Below are 16,470 nucleotides of genomic sequence, written 5' to 3'. Positions count from 1 at the left end.
CTGGTAGCGGGATGACCGACACGGAAATGATCGCCACGTCCATCGCCACCGGCCCGCACAAGCGCAACCGGTTGAGTCGCCTGCCCGTGGTGCACCAACTGCGCCAGAGCGTCGGGCTGCAACGAGGGATGCTCGTCGTCGGCCTCGTCATCAGCGGGATCTTCATCCTCACCGCCATTCTCGCGCCCCTGATCGCGCCGTTCGGCTACAGCCAGCTCCGTGACGCGAACGGCGCATTCGGCGCCCAGAACCCGCCGGGCGGCTCGCACCTGCTCGGCACCACCGTCGGCGGCTACGACGTGCTCTCCCGGGTCATCTGGGGGGCCCAGACCGCGCTGATCGTCATCGTCATCGCCGTGATCCTCTCCATCTTCGCCGGGGTCATGCTCGGCCTGGTCTCCGGCTATTTCGGCGGCTGGCTCGACCGCGTGTTCGTCGTCGTCTTCGACGCCGTCTACGCGTTCCCATCGCTGCTGCTGGCCATCGTGATGTCGATCGTGATCTCCGGCGGCCGGTCGAACCTGATCGGCGGCGTCCTCGCCGCGGCCATCTCGATCACCACCGTGTTCATCCCGCAGTACTTCCGGGTGATCCGGGCGGAGACGGTGCGGATCAAGGCGGAGGCCTACGTCGAGTCGGCACGCGTCCTCGGAGCGAGCAACGCCCGGATCATGTTCAGGCACGTGCTCCGCAACGCCACCCGCACGCTCCCGCTCATCTTCACGCTCAACGCGTCCGAGGCGATCCTGACGCTCGCCGGCCTGGGATTCCTCGGCTTCGGCATCGAGCCGTCCGCCGCCGCCGAGTGGGGTTACGACCTCAACAAGGCCGTGTCGGATGTCTCGAGCGGCATCTGGTGGACCGCGCTCTTCCCCGGGCTCGCCATCGTGCTCGCCGTGCTTGGCATGACTCTCGTGGGCGAGAGCCTCAACGACCTCGCCGATCCCCGATTGCGGGGCCGCCGATCGGTTGCGAAGTCATCCGGGCTGGTTGCCGAAACATCGGTGGTGCCCGGCGGCACCGTGAAGGACGAATTCGAGGTTCCCCAGTGAGCGATGTCCTGACCATCACCGACCTGGGCATCTCCTTCTCCACGGATGCGGGGGCGGTGCGGGCCGTCGACGGCGTGAGCCTGCGGGTCGCCCCCGGCGAGGTTCTCGCCATCGTCGGCGAGAGCGGGAGTGGCAAGACAGTGACGGCCAAGACCATCCTCGGCCTGCTCCCGGAGACCGCCACCGCCTCGGGCGTGGTGTTGCTCAGCAGCAAGGACGGCTCGAGCGAGCACGACATCCTCTCCATCGGCAAGCGCAAACTGCGCCAGGTGCGCGGCACCGACGTCTCGATGGTCTTCCAGGAACCGTCGACCGCGCTCAACCCGGTCTACACGGTCGGCTGGCAGATCGCGGAGGGAATCCGCGCGCACGGCGAGTTCAGCCGCAAGGAGGCGAAGGCCAAGGCCATCGAGATCCTGGGCAGGGTGGGCATTCCCGACCCGGAGACGCGCGTCAATTACTTCCCGCACCAGTTCTCCGGGGGGCAGAAGCAGCGCGTCGTGATCGCCATGGCCCTTGTGCTCGACCCCGGCCTGATCGTCGCCGACGAGCCGACCACGGCGCTGGACGTGACCGTGCAGGCCGAGATTCTCGACCTGCTCCGGCGCTGCCGTGACGAGTTCGGCACTGCCATCGTGCTGATCACCCACAACATGGGTGTCGTCGCCGACCTCGCCGACCGGGTGGCCGTGATGTACCAGGGCAAGGTGGTCGAGGAGGCCGACGCGCAAACCCTCTTCTCCTCGCCCCAGAACGACTACACCAAGCGCCTCCTCGCCGCAGTGCCGCACGTGGGCCAGGGAATCGCGCACGCCGCGGTGCGTGCGGAGGCACGGGAGCCCGCCTGGCTGGAGCTCCCGCCGGTCGTCGTGGCCGACAACCTCACCATCGAATACCCCGGCCGGTTCGGCCGGACCGGCTTCACCGCCGTGGACGGGGTGAGTTTCGTCATCCGCCCCGGCGAGGTGCTCGGCCTCGTCGGCGAGAGCGGGTCGGGCAAGACGACGACGGGCCGGGCCATCGCCGGCCTGACCCGGGTGACCGGCGGCTCTCTCACGGTGCTCGGGCACGAAATGCACGGGTTCAGGGAGCGTGAGTTCAAGAAGCTCCGCAGCGACATCGGCTTCGTGTTCCAGGACCCGGCGTCGAGTTTCAACCCGCTGCTCACGATCGCAGAATGCGTCGCAGAGCCGTTGGTCGTGCACGGGCGGGCCGGGAACCCGGCAGGGGCCCGCACCCGCGTCAACGAGCTCCTCGAGGCCGTTCAGCTGCCCCGGGCCTACGGCGACCGCTACCCGCACGAGCTGAGCGGCGGGCAGCGCCAGCGGGCCAGCCTGGCCAGGGCACTGGCGCTCGAACCGAGCCTGCTCATCGCCGATGAGCCCACCTCGGCCCTCGACGTGTCCGTGCAGGCGAGGGTACTCGAGCTGTTCGCCGAACTGCAGGAGGAATTCGGTTTCGCCGCGCTGTTCATCAGCCACGACCTCGCCGTCGTCGACATCCTCGCGGACCGGATCGCGGTGCTGTACAAGGGCAAACTGGTCGAAGAGGGCACCGGCGCCGAGGTGCTGGGCGCGCCGAAGGATCCATACACGCAGCGGCTGCTTGCCTCGCTTCCCGTTCCCGACCCGGCCGAGCAGGCCGACCGACGGGAGAAGCTTCGCCGGCTGCGTGCGGCAGGATAGAACGCATGACTCGCGGCGCCAAACCGATTTTTCCGATCTCGACCAGTGACCTCACAATCGAGTATCCGCCGCACGGAGTGAGCCCGGCCCATGTCGCGGTGCATGGGCTCACCCTGCAGATCAGGCCGGGCGAAGTGCTCGGACTGCTCGGGGAGAGCGGTTCGGGCAAGAGCACCCTCGCCAGCGTGCTGTCCGGTGCGGCGTTCGCTCCGGGACTCGGCAGCGCCCGGCCGATCATCACCGGGGGAGAGGCGACGGTGCTGGGGTTCCGGATGCGCCGGATCGGCCGCCGCAAGCTCGCCCGCCTCACCTTCGCGGTCGGTCTGCTCGAACAGAACGCGGCCGACACCCTCCCGCCGACGATGACGGTCGCGGAGATCGTGGCGGAGCCGGTGCTGGAACGCGACCGGCGTTACAACCGCCGGGCCCTCGACGCGCGGGTCGCGACCATGGTGGACGCTGTTCGGCTGCCGCTGGCCGTGCTGCCCCGCTACCCGTACGAGCTGAGCAACGGGCAACGTCAGCGGGTCGCCCTCGCCCGTGCCCTCGTCTTCGGCCCGTCCCTGCTGATCGCGGACGAGCCGACTGCCGGGGTCGACGTGACGGTGCGGGACGCGGTGATCGACCTGATCGGCGAGCTGCAGCGGGAACGGTCGTTCTCTGCTCTGGTGATCAGCTCGGACCTCAAGGTGCTGCGCCGGGTGGCGAACCGGATCGGCGTGCTGTACCAGGGCGTGCTCGTCGGCCTCGGAACCATCGACGAGGTGTTCGACGACCCGTGGCATCCGTACGTGGCCGGACTGGCCGCAGCCCTGACCGGGCCGGAGGCCGACGACGAGGCCGGCGACGAGCCCGACGGCAAACCGGGCGACGAGCATGACCGCGAACCGGACCATGAAGAAGGCCGCGAAGAAGGCGATCCCCGTGCCGACCGGTCCTGAGCCTCAGACCGTGGACGAGACAGGACCGGGCGCGCAGCACCGTGCCGTGCTCGCCGACGAGGTGAAGCCGATTCCCGAGGGCAGGCGCCCGGCCCGCGGACCGATCGCCGTGCTTCCGCGCCCGGCGGAGGTCTTCACGGCGGCCGTACGGGCCGCGCGGGGGGAGGTGGCGGAGCTGTCGCCTGCGACGAGGGGGCTGATCTGGCTGTCCTACGCCCAGGCCGACCTGCTCGGGTCCACCCTGGCGGCCAACCCGCAGATCCAGTGGGTGCAGCTGCCCTGGGCCGGCGTCGACGCGTTCAGCGCGATCCTGGCGGAGCAGGCCCGTCCAGACCTGCTGTGGACCAGCGCGAAGGGCGCGTACGCGCAGCCCGTGGCCGAACACGCGCTCGCCCTCGCTCTGGCGCTCCTGCGGGTGCTGCCCGCCCGCGCCAGGGCATCGAGCTGGTCCACCGTCCCGGAGGGCCGCTCCCTCTATGGCCGCACGGTGGTCATCATCGGCGCCGGGGGGATCGCCCGCGAGCTCATCCGGTTGTTGGAGCCCTTCGGCACCCGCATCACGATCGTGCGCCGGAGCAGCCGGCCGGTGCCCGGCGCGGAACGCACCGTGCCTCCGGGTGCCCTGGCCGAGGTGCTGCCCCAGGCCGACCTGGTCATCGTCGCAGCCGCCCTGACTCCCGACACCCGGCACCTGATCGGGGCGGCCGAGCTCGCCCTGATGCGGCCGGAGGCGAGCCTGGTCAACATTGCCAGGGGGCCGCTGGTCGACACCGATGCGCTCGTGGCCGCCCTGGCGGCGGGCACCATCGCCGGCGCGGCCGTGGACGTGACCGATCCGGAGCCGTTGCCGGACGGGCATCCGCTCTGGAGCGAGCCCAGGTGCCTGATCACGCCGCATTCGGCCGACACGCCCGAGATGACGGCGCCGCTCCTCGCGGAGCGGATCAGGCTGAATGTGCGCGCGTTCCTTACCGACGGGCGGTTCGTCGGGGTCGTGGACCCCCTCGCCGGCTACTGATTCCCGGTCGCGATTTGGCGAAGGGCCAACTTTTGATAAAGTGGCAGAGTTGTTCAAGCATTCCTCGATAGCTCAATTGGCAGAGCAGCGCACTGTTAATGCGCAGGTTCTTGGTTCGAGTCCAAGTCGGGGAGCGAAAGGCCACCCAGGGCTCCACCCCGGGTGGCCTTTTTTGCACCCGAGCACGAAGCCGCCGCACGAAAGGCGAAGTCCATGGATTTCTGGTTGATCGCGAGCATCGTGCTGGCAATCCTCTCCGCGGTGCTGCTCGTCCTGTGGCTGCGAGCGCGGCGGGTCGCCGTCAATCAGTCCGCGGCCGAGCAGCACCGGATCGACCTCGAACTGAGCCTCGCGGAGCAGCAGGGCCGGCTCGGCATCATCCGCGAACTCCAGGACGTGGCCGTGCTCGCCGTCTCCCGGCTGGTCACCGGGGCGGAAGCGGCCCGGTACACGGCCGAGACAGACCCGTCCAGCGCGGTTCGCGCCGCCACTGCCCTCGCCGAGGACGGGCGTGGCACCCTCGCGGACATGCGCCGGGTGCTCACCATCGTGCGCGAGGGCGAATCCGTCGCCATTGCCCGGCCGGGCCTCCAATCGGCCAGGGACCTCTTCCGGGTCATGCGCGACGCCGGACTCGTCGTGGGTTTCACCGAGTCGGGCGAGCGTTTCCCGCTCAAGCCCGGCGCTGAGCTGGCCATCTTCCGAATTCTCCAGAGTGCGCTGGCCAATTCGCTTCAGCACGGCGGTCCGGGCACCGAGGCGAAGATCGCGTTCACCTGGACCCAGGACGGCCTGCAGCTGCAGGTCGACGACGATGGCATCCGCGCGGCCGCCCGGCGGTCAAGCGCCGACGTGGGGGAGTTCGCCGCCCGCACCAGCTACACGATCGACGACGACCTCAAGGCGCTCAGCGAGAGCATCAGCGGCGCCGGAATCACCCAGATGCGGGAGCGGGCCGAGTTGTTCGGCGGGGTCTTCAACGCCGGCACCGTGCCGGGCGTCGGGTTCTCCGTGTCAGCGATCTTCCCGTCCCTGCGCTTCCACAACGGCGTTCACGGCGTGAACCTGCCCCGCTGAGCGGAACGTCGCGCGGACTTGCCCGCGGCTCAATCCTCGAGGTTGTCAACGCCCGGGACCCAGCTGAGGCCGGGGATTCCCCAGCCGCGCTTGCGGGTGACCTTAGTGGCGATCTTCGCGTAGAAATGCTCGAGACGGTCGACATAGAGCGTGCCGTCGAGGTGGTCGAACTCGTGCTGGAAGATCCGGGCCAGCCAGCCCTCCGCGTGGATCTCAAACGGCTTCTGGTCCAGGTCGACAGCGCGCAGGATCGCCGACGGGGAACGCAGGAGCGGGAACCGCTCGCCCGGGTAGGACAGGCAGCCCTCGACGTCCTCGTCCTCATCGGCCTCGCCGGCCGGCACCGGGGTGACCCACAGTTCAGGGTTGATCGCCACACCCCGCCACGACCGGTCCTCATCGTCGACGAAGCTGTAGGTGAAGAGCCGGAGCGGCACGCCGACCTGGGGCGCTGCGAGGCCCACGCCGGGGGCGGCATCCATCGTCTCGTACATGTCCTGAACCAGGACACTCAGATCATCGCCGAAATCCTCGACGGGTGCTGCGGGGGAGTGGAGAACGGGATCTCCGGAAATAACAATCGATCGCACGGCCATTCAGCAAGGATATCGGGCTGGTTCTCGATAGGGTCATTGGGTGACCCTCGACCTGACTGACTTGGCTGTGGACCTCACGATCGATCCCCGCCAGGCCATCGGAATCCCGCTCGCGCTGATCGGCGCGGTCTTTCTCTCCCTCGGGGCCCAGTTCCAGCACCGTGGCGTGGTCAAGGTCGAGGCCAGGACCGTGGAGGTCACCGGCGGACTCAACCCGCGCCAGCTCACCCTCCTGCTGGGCCGGCCCTCCTGGGTATTCGGCACGGTGATGCTCGCCCTGGCCATCCTCTTTCAGCTGTCCAGCCTCAACTTCGCGCCGATCATCGTGGTCCAGCCCCTCGGTGCGGTGGCCCTGGTGATCACGTCGATTCTCAACGCGCGCGTCTCCGGCGTGAAGGTCAACCGGGCATCCAAGCTCGCCATCGGCATGTGCGTTGGCGGGGTGGGACTGTTCGTCACCGTCGCGGCGTTCACCGCCGTCGACAAACCGGTCACGGACACGAACCTCATCACGATCCTGATCATGCTTGGCGGTGTCCTGCTGGTATTCGGCGGCCTGTTCGTGTTCCTCCGCACCCGGTTCCAGGCGATCCTGTACATCATCGGAGCGGGCGTTCTCTACGGGTTCGTCGCGACGCTCGCGAAGGTGATCATCAACCGCACCCAGAACGGCAACTTCGAGTGGCTGACGCTGACCTGCGTCGCCGGCCTGCTGCTCGGCGCGGCCCTCGGTGCCTACTTCGTGCAGAACGCGTACGCGTCCGGACCTCCCGACCTGGTGATCGCAGGGCTGACCGTGATCGACCCCCTGATCGCGGTCGGCATCGGAATCGTCGTGCTCGGCGAAGTGGCGCAGGCACCGGCCTGGGCGGCCGTGGCATTCATCGTGGCCGGCGCACTCGCGATCTACGGCGTGTTCCTGCTTGCCCGTCACCACCCGCAGGCCACCGGATAGCGTCCGTCGATGCCCTCTTTTGCTGCCCGTTTGCCGCACTGCTTCCGCTCGGCTCGGTGACGCGCCGGTGCCGGGAATGGCTGTAGACACGGCGGTTTAGAATAGGGTGCTATATGACCTCGTCGGCGTGCGCGCCGACGAATCCTTGAATTCTCGCCGGATGACGACCTCCGGCTCACTTACGTTGGGACAATTCCACTTGTCAGATTCGACCGATTCGCCGAGCGACGCCACCCGCGTTGAGCCGGCAACGAAGAAGCCGATTCGGGTTCTCATCGCCGCGGACACCTTTGCCCCTGACGTCAACGGAGCGGCCCGCTTCGCCGAGCGGCTCGCCGCCGGCCTCGTTTCCCGGGGGCACGAGGTGCAGATCATGGCACCCGCGCCGTCCCGCAAGCACGGCACCTGGACCGAGATCCACGAAGGCCAGCCGATGGTCGTGCACCGCCTGAAGAGTTGGCGCTGGTACCCGCATGACTGGCTGCGCTTCGCCCTGCCGTGGCTGATCCACGCGGAGAGCCGCCGCATCCTCGACACCTTCAAGCCGGATGTCGTGCACTTCCAATCCCACATCAATGTGGGCCGCGGTGTCACCATCGAAGCCGCCAAGCGCGGGATCCGCATCATCGGCACGAACCACTTCATGCCGGAGAACATGCTCGAGTTCACGCTCCTGCCCAAGTGGCTGCACGAGGGGATGATCCGGGGCGCCTGGAAAGCCGCGCGTCGCACGTTCGGCCGAGCCGAGGCCGTGACCACGCCTACCGTGCGCGCCGCCGAATTCCTCGAGCGCTACACCGGGCTCGAGGGCGTGCTCGCGATCTCCTGCGGAATCGACGCACACAACTATGCGCCGAGCTTCGAGCCGCGCACCGAGAACCGGATCCTCTTCGTCGGACGAGTCACCGGAGAGAAGCAGATCGATGTGCTGCTGCATGCGGTCACGCTGCTCTCACCCGACCTGAACGTCAAGGTCGAGATCGTCGGCGGCGGCGACCAGAAACGCAACCTCGAGCACCTGGCCCAGACCCTCGGCATCCGTAACCGGGTGACCTTCGCCGGGTATGTGACCGACGAGGAGTTGCGCGCCGCGTACACGCGGACGACGGTCTTCGCGATGCCGTCCATTGCGGAACTGCAGAGCATCGCCACGATGGAGGCCATGGCCTCCGGGCTTCCCGTGGTCGCCGCGAACGCGATGGCCCTTCCGCACCTGGTGCACGATGGACAGAACGGTTATCTGTTCGAGCCGGGCAGCGCCAAGGACATGGCTGCCAGGCTCATCCAGGTGCTCACCGCCTCGCCCGACGAACTCATCGCGCTCAAGCGCGAGTCGCTCAAGCTGATCGGGGCGCACGATATCAACCGCACCCTGAACACCTTCGAGTGCCTGTATCGTGGGGAACCCGTGGTCGACACGGTCACCTCCGAGGCCGCCGCACACTCCCCGGAGTAACCGCGGTTCTGGGGCGGTAGCTCAGCTGGTTAGAGCAGCGGACTCATAATCCGTCGGTCCCGGGTTCAAGTCCCGGCCGCCCTACTCGAAATATCGTGTGATCAGGGTTTCTTGTCCTTACCGAAAGGGCAAGACTTGATGCACACATTGTTTATCCATTGTTTATTCCAAAGTGACCGCCTACAAAGGGCGCTCATGGAGAAGGTGCACGACCCGGTTCGATCGGTCTGGAGTGACCTCGAACACCTACGGGTTATGGATACTGAACGACTCTTCGGGCTCGGTCTAGAGCCTGTACTGACGACAAGCGAACTCGCCGAGTATCTCGGCGTGCACGTGCAGGCCATCTACGACCTGCGCACTGACGGTCGCGGCCCGTCCGGCATTCGAGTCGGCCGGGAGATCCGCTACCGCGTCTCCGATGTTCGGCGGTGGTTGGACGGTCTCCACGAGCCTGAATCGTCCCTGAGCGGCCGCGGGGGCGAGCGTTGATGGCCGGACGACCACGACTGCCGATCAGCACCTTCGGCGCGATCACGACGACAAAGGTCGGTCCCGAGCGGTTCCGGGCGACGACTGTGTTCCGCGACTGGGACGGGCAATCGCGGCAAGTGGGCGTGACCCGTTCGAGTCGCAATGCGGCGCAGTCAGCGTTGAAAGTCGAACTGGCCGGGCGCATGCGTGCCGGTGGGGTCGGCGACTCGCTGAATGCGGGCTCGCCCTTCCCGATGCTCGCCGACGCCTGGCTGGAGGACGTGATGCTCGACGTCGACCGCGCCCAAGGGACCAAAGACACCTACAAGCGGGAGCTGCGCGTGCTCGTGCTGCCCTTCTTCGAGCACTTCACCATTCGCGAAGTGACCGTCGGACGCATCGAACTCTTCCTGAAGAAGCAGCGCGAGAAGTCCTACACGCGAGCGAAGCACTCCCGTGTTAACGCCAACTGAAAACAGGGCCAGAAACGCCAACTGAAAATAGGGCCACCAACCATCATGGAAGGTGATCAAATTGGATGATTGGGCAGAGATTCGCCACCTGCGTTCGACGGGGAAACATTCGAAGCGGGAGATAGCTCGGCTGGTCGGAGTGTCCCGGGGAACGGTGGATCGGGCGTTGGCCGTGGATCGGTCGCCGACGTATCAGCGTGAGCCGACGGGGTCGAGCTTCGACGCGTTCGCCGGCCAGGTGCGGGTGTTGCTCGCGGCGACGCCAACGATGCCGGCCGCGACCGCTGCTGAGCGGGTGGGCTGGTCGGGGTCTCCGTCGCTGTTCCGGGCCAAGATCGCCGAGCTGCGGCCGGAGTATGCGGTGCCGGACCCCGCGGATCGACTGGTGCACCCGCCCGGCTTCCAGGTCCAATGTGATCTCTGGTTCCCGCACGAAGACCTGCCGCTGGGCCATGACCAGGCTGCTGCGCCGCCGGTTTTGGTGATGACGTCGACGTTCTCCGGATTCATCCAAGCCCGCATGTTGCCCTCGCGGACGACGCCGGATCTGCTCGGTGGGATGTGGTCGTTGCTGCAGGAGGCCGAGGCCGTTCCCGCCCGGCTGACCTGGGACAACGAGACCGGCATCGGGCGCGGGAAGCTCACCGAGTCCGCCGCCGCGTTCGCCGGCACTCTCGGCACCCAGATCAAGCTCCTCAAGGCCCGCGACCCCGAGTCCAAGGGCATGGTCGAGCGAATGAATCGCTTCTTCCGCAGCCGCTTCATGTCGGGGCGCGCCTTCACCTCTCCCGACGACTTCAACCAGCAGCTGGCCGGCTGGCTACCCATCGCAAACAACCGTCTCTCCCGATCGCGACGAGGGCGACCCGGAGACCTGGTCCGCATCGACCGGGCGGCGATGCGCGGCCTGCCACCGCTGGCGCCGGAGGTGATGTTCCGCAACAGCGTCCGGCTCCCACGGGACTACTACGTTCGCGCGTTCAGCAACGACTACTCCGTCGACCCGGCCATGATCGGCCGGGTCGTTGACGTGGCAGCGAGCCTGGAGCGAGTGACCGTCCACCACGACGGGGTCCTCATCGCCAGCCACCGCCGGAAGTGGGCCCGGCAACTGACCGTCACCGACCCGGCACATGTCCTCCGCGCGGCCGAGCTCCGCGCCCAGTTCCAAGCCCAACGCGCCCGCCGACCCACGGTCACGGCCGTCGTCGAGATGGCCTCACTAGCCCGCTACGACGAACTCTTCAGCGTTGACATCGACGCCGCGCCGACCGTGATGGCGGTCGCGTCATGACCGGCCCGGAAGCGGCCTCGCAGATCGAGTACTACGCCCGCGCGCTGCGGGCACCACGGATCAGCGAAGCCTTCCGGCGCCTGGGCGACCAGGCCCGCGACGCGGGCTGGTCCCACGAGGAATACCTCGCCGCGGTTCTCTCCAAAGAAGTCGCCGAACGCGAAGCATCCGGGGCTGCGCTGCGGATCAAGGCCGCCCGGTTCCCCGGTCACAAGACCCTCGAGGACTTCAACTTCGACCACCAGCCCTCCGCCGACCGGAACCTGATCGCGCACCTGGGCACGAGCGTGTTTCTGACCGAAGCGAAGAATGTCGTCCTCCTCGGGCCTCCCGGAACCGGGAAAACACACCTCGCCGTCGGCATCGGGATCAAGGCCGCTAAGGTCGGCCACCGGGTCCTCTTCGACACGGCGACGGGCTGGGTCACGCGACTCCAAGAGGCCCACTCGAGGGGCAAACTCGCCGCCGAGCTCATCAGGCTGCGCCGTTACAGCCTGCTGATCGTCGACGAGGTCGGCTACATCCCCTTCGACCAGGACGCCGCGAACCTGTTCTTCCAGCTCGTGTCGTCCCGCTACGAACACGCCTCGCTGATCATGACGAGCAACCTGCCCTTCGCCCGCTGGGGCGACGTGTTCGGCGACCTCACGATCGCTTCCGCGATGATCGACCGCATCGTTCACCACGCCGACGTAATCAGCCTCAAAGGCAACAGTTACCGGCTCAAGCAACACCAACCTGCCACGACTACGGCACACTAGAACCACACGCGAGTGGCCCTGTTTTCAGTTGGCAGAAGTGGCCCTGTTTTCAGTCGGCGTTAACACTCCCGCACGATCCTCAGCATGATCTTGGCTTTCGCAGTTCGGCGAGAGATCATCCCGCGCAATCCGGTGAAGGAAACCTCGCGAATGAAGAAGCCTCCTCACACCCCCAAGGCGCTCACGACGGAGCAGATCGCCGCCATCCGACTCGCGGCCCGCGACTGGCGCACGGGGGAGGGCACGATGGGACCGCGATCCGACGGGCAGGTGAGAGACATCATCGAGGTGATGCTCGGCACGGCGACACGCATCGGCGAGGCGCTCGCGCTTCGGCAATGCGACGTGGACATGGCTGCCGACCCGCCGCGAGTGAACATCAGCGGCACGCTCGTCGTGCACAACGGCGCCGGTGTTCTCCGTCAGGCACACCCCAAGACACACGAGTCGAACCGCGTCATTGCCGTGCCGCAATTCGCGGCCGACGTGATTCGACAACGCTTGACGCTGATCGATCCGGAAGACGCGGAGCACCTGCTGTTCTTCTCACGGAAAGGCACTCCACTCACGCCGTACAACGTCAGACGCACGTTTCGGGGCATCCTCCGGAACGCTGGCCTCGAGGGTATGGAAATCACCCCGCACTCCTTTCGCCGGACCGGTGCGACGCTGCTCGCCAACGAACTGGGCATGCAGGCTGCGGCCGACATGCTCGGACACGCCTCGACGTCGACGACGAAGGCGCACTACGCCGAGCCAGATCGCACGGTGAAGTCGGAGCCGGCGTCGGTGCTGCAGCGGCTGGCGCCGCCGTAGTAGGGAGACCCAGACTCTCAAGACGCCCAACACGGAGGCCGGCGACCCATTGGTTGGCCCCCGTGTTGGGCAGGGCAAGGCAGGTGCCAAAGTTAGGCTCCCTGACCGACAAAGGAGATACGGCGCATACCGGACTCGGCCACTCGCTGCTCTGTCCTTATCTGCACCGCCGACCTTGGTCTGTCTCAGTAAGGAGAGGCGGTTTCAAGTAGTCGTTGCCTGGCTTGGGCGGGGGTGATTCCGCCGAGTGTTTTGCGGGGCCGGTTGTTGAGTTCGGTGGCGACTTCGAGCAGCCGATCGGGTGAGTGCTCGGAGAGGTCGGTGCCTTTCGGGAAGTACTGGCGGAGCAGTCCGTTGGTGTTCTCGTTGGTTCCTCGTTGCCAGGGCGAGTGCGGGTCGCAGAAGTAGATGGCCATCTGGGTGGCCAAGGTGATCTGGCGGTGCTGGGCGAGCTCGGTTCCCTGGTTCCAGGTCAGGGTCGTGGCCAGCTGCACGGGGAGCGTTTTGATGGCTGCCAGCAGGCCATCGCGGACCGTGATCGCGTTGTGGTCGCCGGGGAGGTGGACCAGCATCGTGAATCGGGTCTGACGCTCGACCAGGGTAGCGATCGCGGACCGGCAGTTGGATCCCAAGATCAGATCTCCCTCCCAGTGGCCAGGCACGGCACGGTCGGCGACCTCCGCGGGTCGCTCGCTGATCATGATCATGTCCGGGATCTTGCCCGAGTTCTTCGCGGCCGGTCGTCTCGGACGTCGGATGGCACGGCCGGTGCGCAAGTGTTGGTGCAGGTCAGCGCGCAGATGGCCGCGGCCTTGCACATAGAGGGCCTGATAGATCGTCTCGGGGCTCACCCGCATCTCCTGCCGGTCCGGGAACGCCGAAGCCAAGTGATCGCTGATTTGCTCCGGGCTCCATTTCACGCACAATTTGGCCTGAACCAAGGATGCCAGTTCTGGATGGTCGAACTTGCTGCCCTTGGGGCGGCGGCCGCGAAGCTCGGCCCGCTTCTGGGCCGCATAGGGGGCATACCTGGTCCGGGCTCGCGGGCCGGACTTGGACCCGCCTCGGGCCAGCTCGCGACTGATCGTCGCAGCCGACCGGCCGACCTGGCCGGCGATGGCCCGGATCCCGGCGCCGGTCACGTGCAAGTCCGCGATCCGGAGCCGCTCCTCCAGACTCAAGTATCGCCCTGACAGTTCCGGCTTGGGAAGCGGAACCCGCCCCCCGGTCGCTTGGCGCCAACGCCGTCCCGTTCGTCGATTCACCCCCACAGCATCACATGCCGAAGTCAGCGTCGAGCCTTGGGCCATCAACACCCAGAATCGAGCCTGTATTTCAACCAACTCATGCTTCAACCACACGGACAACACCTCACTATCAACGGGTGTTGCAACGACCGGTTGAGCTCGCCAACGGCTAATGGGACGGCTGAGGAGTTCCGACGGTGGATCGTAGATCGTGCGCTTGGAGCGCCGCGGTTCAGTCGCGTAGTGGTGATCCGACGACGTTGAAGCGAAACCCTCCAAAAGCGCCGGACAGAAGCGGCCTTGCGGCCGCTATAGATGCTTGGACCTCGGGCAAGGCGAGCGAAGCTTGATGCGCTTCGGCGCTGTCCCATAGTTCCACGACGAACACCGTGTCGAGGTCGTCGTCGCTGACCCCTACCTCATACGCCAGGCAGCCGATCTGTTTGAGGGTGTCGCTGCGCTGAGTCAGATGAGCGACCAGCTCATCACGTTTACCGGGGACGACACCGAGTGTTCCCGCGTTTGCGAAAGTCATGGCACAACCCTACCCAGCGCCCGAGCATGCCGATGCTGTGTCTTTTGGGAACGGTCAACGGGACGAAGGTGTGTTTGTTCAGAATTCTTGAAGTGCAGCCGTGCGGTCGCCGCCGACGTCGCCGGTATTGACCGTGCCCTTGGGCTCGAACAGGAGTGCGAATACTTCTTGGTCTGCGCGAGGGCAATGCTCGACACCTGCAGGAACGACGAATACATCGTCTGGACCGAGGTGCACATCTCGGTCTCGGAGTTGAATGGTGAGTTGGCCGGTTCGCACCATGAAGAGTTCGTCAGTGTCTGGATGGGTGTGCCAGACAAACTCGCCCTGTAGTTTTACGACTTTGACGTCGTAATCGTTGACGCTCGTCAGGCGGCGCGGCTGCCAATAGTCGGAGATAAGGTCGAGGGCATCAGAAACGTTGCGAACATCATCTGTCATGACTCAATAATGCCGGAATGACCAACCGGAGTTGCACTTCGCGATACGAACTTCAACTCGAAAGCGGGACGGCCAGCGCGACAGGTCTGGGCCGATCCATCCAACGTCCCGGCCGGCCCGATCCTGTGTCACTTGGGAACCTTCAGCGGCGCATCGGCGGTATGCGGTAGGCGGATCGCTCAGAGAAGCACAACGCTGCTGCCGTCGACCACCAACGCCTGGCCGTCGCGAAGACCCCAATAGGGCCCTTTGCGGGCGGGCGTAGCGAGTGTTGTGTCTTGGTCTTGACTGCTTTCTTGGGGCCTGACATGGCAGGGATCACAGTGGTGTCGTGGCCGTTTCCGCGATGTCGCGCATGCGTTCAACGCTCGGGTGCCACGGGCGACCCGAGGGTCCAGTGAAGACAAGGGTTCGTTCGAGGTGTTGTTCGAGTTCGACCATTACTAGGTTTTTAGCGAGCATCGTGAGCGCCAGTGCAGGCATGATCGCGACTCCGAGTCCGGCCGCGACCATGCCCAGCAGGGTACTGGTCTCGTGCACCCTTTGCGCCGGCGCGTAGTCGGATCCGGCCATGGCGTGCAGCGCAGTGATTTGAGGTTCACAGCCGCTGGTCGATGTCAGCAGGGGATCCTCGGCGAGGTCGCCCAGGCTGATGCGTGTCTCGCGGGCGAGGGGGTGATCGGAGCGGAGCACGGCACGGAAGTCGTCACGGGCGAGGATCACCGCGCCATGAGGGATCGGGTTCGGGTCGACCAGGACAGCAGCATCCACCGCTCCGGTCTCGAGCCAGGCTTCGAGTTCGTCGTCGCTGCCCTCGAACAAGCGCACGTCAAGTCCGGGCAGGTCCACACGCCACCGGTTGAGGAGTTCGGGGACGAGGCGATGAGATGCCGTCACGCCAGCCGCGAGGCGAACGGGGCCAACAGCAACACCTTCAAGGTGACGACGGACGGTTGCGTCGAGAGCGCGCACACTGGCGAGGGCGCTCCGGGCGTGTGCTAGAACAGCTTCGCCCAGCGGTGTCGTTGCGACTGTCGGCGCTCGGACAACGAGCGGTGCACCCGCCACCGACTCCAGCGCGGCGACTGAATGCGAGACGGCGGACTGGCTCATCTGCAAGGCATCAGCGGCAGCCCCGAAACTCCCCTCATCCACCACTGCAACAAGAACGCCCAACTGTCGCAAAGTCACCGACATGGATCGACTTTGTTCATGACAAGATGACCCAAATTCATTTGATTCATGGTTGGAGCCTAGCCTCGATCCACCNTAGCCTCGATCCACCGGTCAGCCTGGTTGAGTGAGGCCGCCAACCATTGATCGGGGCTTTCTGCTCGCGGGCATGGCGGTGCGTCCGGCCTTGCTGCCGGTGGTGTTCCTGGTCCTGTTGCGCCGTTCGGCTGGGTGGTCAGATGGTCGCGGTTCGCGGTGGTCCGCAGGCCGCTGTGAACAGGGCTTGCCATCCGGTTTCCCAGGGCCAGCTGCTCGGCAAATGCAGGGCGATTTTCCGGGCCGAGGTCGAGAGGCGTGCCGGGATGGAGATGAGTTTGCGGCGGATGGTGCCGCTGCGCGCTTTGCCGAGCTCCGTGCTGGCGAGCGTGCCGATGGCGCGGGAGAGGTTGAACGCGATCGTGGCCAGCACCAGCCAG

At 66.4% G+C, this 16,470-nt stretch carries 18 protein-coding genes and 2 tRNA genes; 14 read left to right on the top strand and 6 right to left on the bottom strand.

Features of this window, described 5'->3' with window-relative positions:
• Window positions 1-26 precede the first annotated feature (26 nt).
• From E3T48_RS15830 to E3T48_RS15805, 6 genes are all read left to right on the top strand, one after another.
• Entirely contained in the window at window positions 27-1,052 is a 1,026-nt protein-coding gene (locus E3T48_RS15830) for an ABC transporter permease (protein WP_134525010.1), read from the top strand.
• Entirely contained in the window at window positions 1,049-2,737 is a 1,689-nt protein-coding gene (locus E3T48_RS15825; protein WP_134524979.1) for an ABC transporter ATP-binding protein, read from the top strand. Before E3T48_RS15830 ends, E3T48_RS15825 begins: the two co-directional genes overlap by 4 nt.
• Window positions 2,738-2,742: 5 nt before the next feature.
• Entirely contained in the window at window positions 2,743-3,678 is a 936-nt protein-coding gene (locus E3T48_RS15820) for an ATP-binding cassette domain-containing protein (protein WP_134524978.1), read from the top strand.
• 109 nt (window positions 3,679-3,787) lie between these two features.
• Complete coding sequence (locus E3T48_RS15815) at window positions 3,788-4,696, top strand: D-isomer specific 2-hydroxyacid dehydrogenase family protein (RefSeq protein WP_420898390.1); 909 nt, start codon at window positions 3,788-3,790, stop codon at window positions 4,694-4,696.
• A 61-nt stretch (window positions 4,697-4,757) separates the two neighbouring features.
• Window positions 4,758-4,830, top strand: a tRNA-Asn gene (locus tag E3T48_RS15810).
• A 79-nt stretch (window positions 4,831-4,909) separates the two neighbouring features.
• Window positions 4,910-5,773, top strand: a complete 864-nt coding sequence (locus E3T48_RS15805) for a sensor histidine kinase (RefSeq protein ID WP_134524977.1) — start codon at window positions 4,910-4,912, stop codon at window positions 5,771-5,773.
• Window positions 5,774-5,802: 29 nt separating this feature from the next.
• On the opposite strand, the gene def is transcribed toward E3T48_RS15805, so the two are convergent.
• Complete coding sequence (def, locus tag E3T48_RS15800; RefSeq protein WP_134524976.1) at window positions 5,803-6,369, bottom strand: peptide deformylase; 567 nt, start codon at window positions 6,367-6,369, stop codon at window positions 5,803-5,805.
• A gap of 40 nt (window positions 6,370-6,409) precedes the next feature.
• On the opposite strand from def, the gene E3T48_RS15795 reads away from it, so the two are divergent.
• The 8 genes from E3T48_RS15795 (at window position 6,410) to E3T48_RS15760 (ending at window position 12,598) form a co-directional block, all read left to right on the top strand.
• Window positions 6,410-7,324 carry a DMT family transporter gene (locus tag E3T48_RS15795; RefSeq protein ID WP_134524975.1) on the top strand — a complete coding sequence of 305 codons (915 nt, stop codon included), beginning with the start codon at window positions 6,410-6,412 and terminating at the stop codon, window positions 7,322-7,324.
• A gap of 199 nt (window positions 7,325-7,523) precedes the next feature.
• Entirely contained in the window at window positions 7,524-8,780 is a 1,257-nt protein-coding gene (locus E3T48_RS15790; RefSeq protein WP_241986876.1) for a glycosyltransferase, read from the top strand.
• A gap of 10 nt (window positions 8,781-8,790) precedes the next feature.
• A tRNA-Ile gene (locus E3T48_RS15785) sits at window positions 8,791-8,864 on the top strand.
• 111 nt (window positions 8,865-8,975) lie between these two features.
• Window positions 8,976-9,272, top strand: coding sequence for a helix-turn-helix domain-containing protein (locus E3T48_RS15780; RefSeq protein WP_241986875.1), 297 nt, complete (start codon window positions 8,976-8,978; stop codon window positions 9,270-9,272).
• On the top strand, window positions 9,272-9,727 hold the full coding sequence (locus E3T48_RS15775) for a hypothetical protein (protein ID WP_134524973.1): 456 nt from the start codon (window positions 9,272-9,274) through the stop codon (window positions 9,725-9,727). Before E3T48_RS15780 ends, E3T48_RS15775 begins: the two co-directional genes overlap by 1 nt.
• Window positions 9,728-9,779: 52 nt before the next feature.
• Complete coding sequence (locus E3T48_RS15770; RefSeq protein ID WP_194087860.1) at window positions 9,780-11,021, top strand: Mu transposase domain-containing protein; 1,242 nt, start codon at window positions 9,780-9,782, stop codon at window positions 11,019-11,021.
• Window positions 11,018-11,782: an IS21-like element helper ATPase IstB gene (gene istB / locus E3T48_RS15765; protein WP_134524972.1), complete on the top strand. Its 765-nt coding sequence runs from the start codon at window positions 11,018-11,020 to the stop codon at window positions 11,780-11,782. The genes E3T48_RS15770 and istB overlap by 4 nt, the downstream gene beginning before the upstream one ends.
• A gap of 84 nt (window positions 11,783-11,866) precedes the next feature.
• Entirely contained in the window at window positions 11,867-12,598 is a 732-nt protein-coding gene (locus tag E3T48_RS15760) for a tyrosine-type recombinase/integrase (RefSeq protein ID WP_134524971.1), read from the top strand.
• Between the two features lie 185 nt (window positions 12,599-12,783).
• Here the strand turns inward: E3T48_RS15760 and E3T48_RS15755 are convergent, their stop codons facing one another.
• The 5 genes from E3T48_RS15755 to E3T48_RS15735 form a co-directional block, all read right to left on the bottom strand.
• Window positions 12,784-13,908 carry an IS30 family transposase gene (locus tag E3T48_RS15755; RefSeq protein ID WP_241986879.1) on the bottom strand — a complete coding sequence of 375 codons (1,125 nt, stop codon included), beginning with the start codon at window positions 13,906-13,908 and terminating at the stop codon, window positions 12,784-12,786.
• Between the two features lie 169 nt (window positions 13,909-14,077).
• Complete coding sequence (locus tag E3T48_RS15750; protein WP_134524969.1) at window positions 14,078-14,380, bottom strand: putative quinol monooxygenase; 303 nt, start codon at window positions 14,378-14,380, stop codon at window positions 14,078-14,080.
• 78 nt (window positions 14,381-14,458) lie between these two features.
• Complete coding sequence (locus tag E3T48_RS15745) at window positions 14,459-14,821, bottom strand: cupin domain-containing protein (protein WP_134524968.1); 363 nt, start codon at window positions 14,819-14,821, stop codon at window positions 14,459-14,461.
• A gap of 318 nt (window positions 14,822-15,139) precedes the next feature.
• Entirely contained in the window at window positions 15,140-16,018 is an 879-nt protein-coding gene (locus tag E3T48_RS15740) for a LysR family transcriptional regulator (RefSeq protein WP_134525006.1), read from the bottom strand.
• A 211-nt stretch (window positions 16,019-16,229) separates the two neighbouring features.
• Window positions 16,230-16,470: transposase (locus tag E3T48_RS15735; protein ID WP_174844192.1), on the bottom strand; the 241-nt coding region annotated here is incomplete at its 5' end.

Origin of the sequence: Cryobacterium fucosi (genome assembly GCF_004403515.1) — a bacterium.
GTDB classification, from domain to species: domain Bacteria; phylum Actinomycetota; class Actinomycetes; order Actinomycetales; family Microbacteriaceae; genus Cryobacterium; species Cryobacterium fucosi.
Note: the sequence above shows the minus strand (reverse complement) of the source record. Positions and strands in the feature narration are given on the sequence as shown.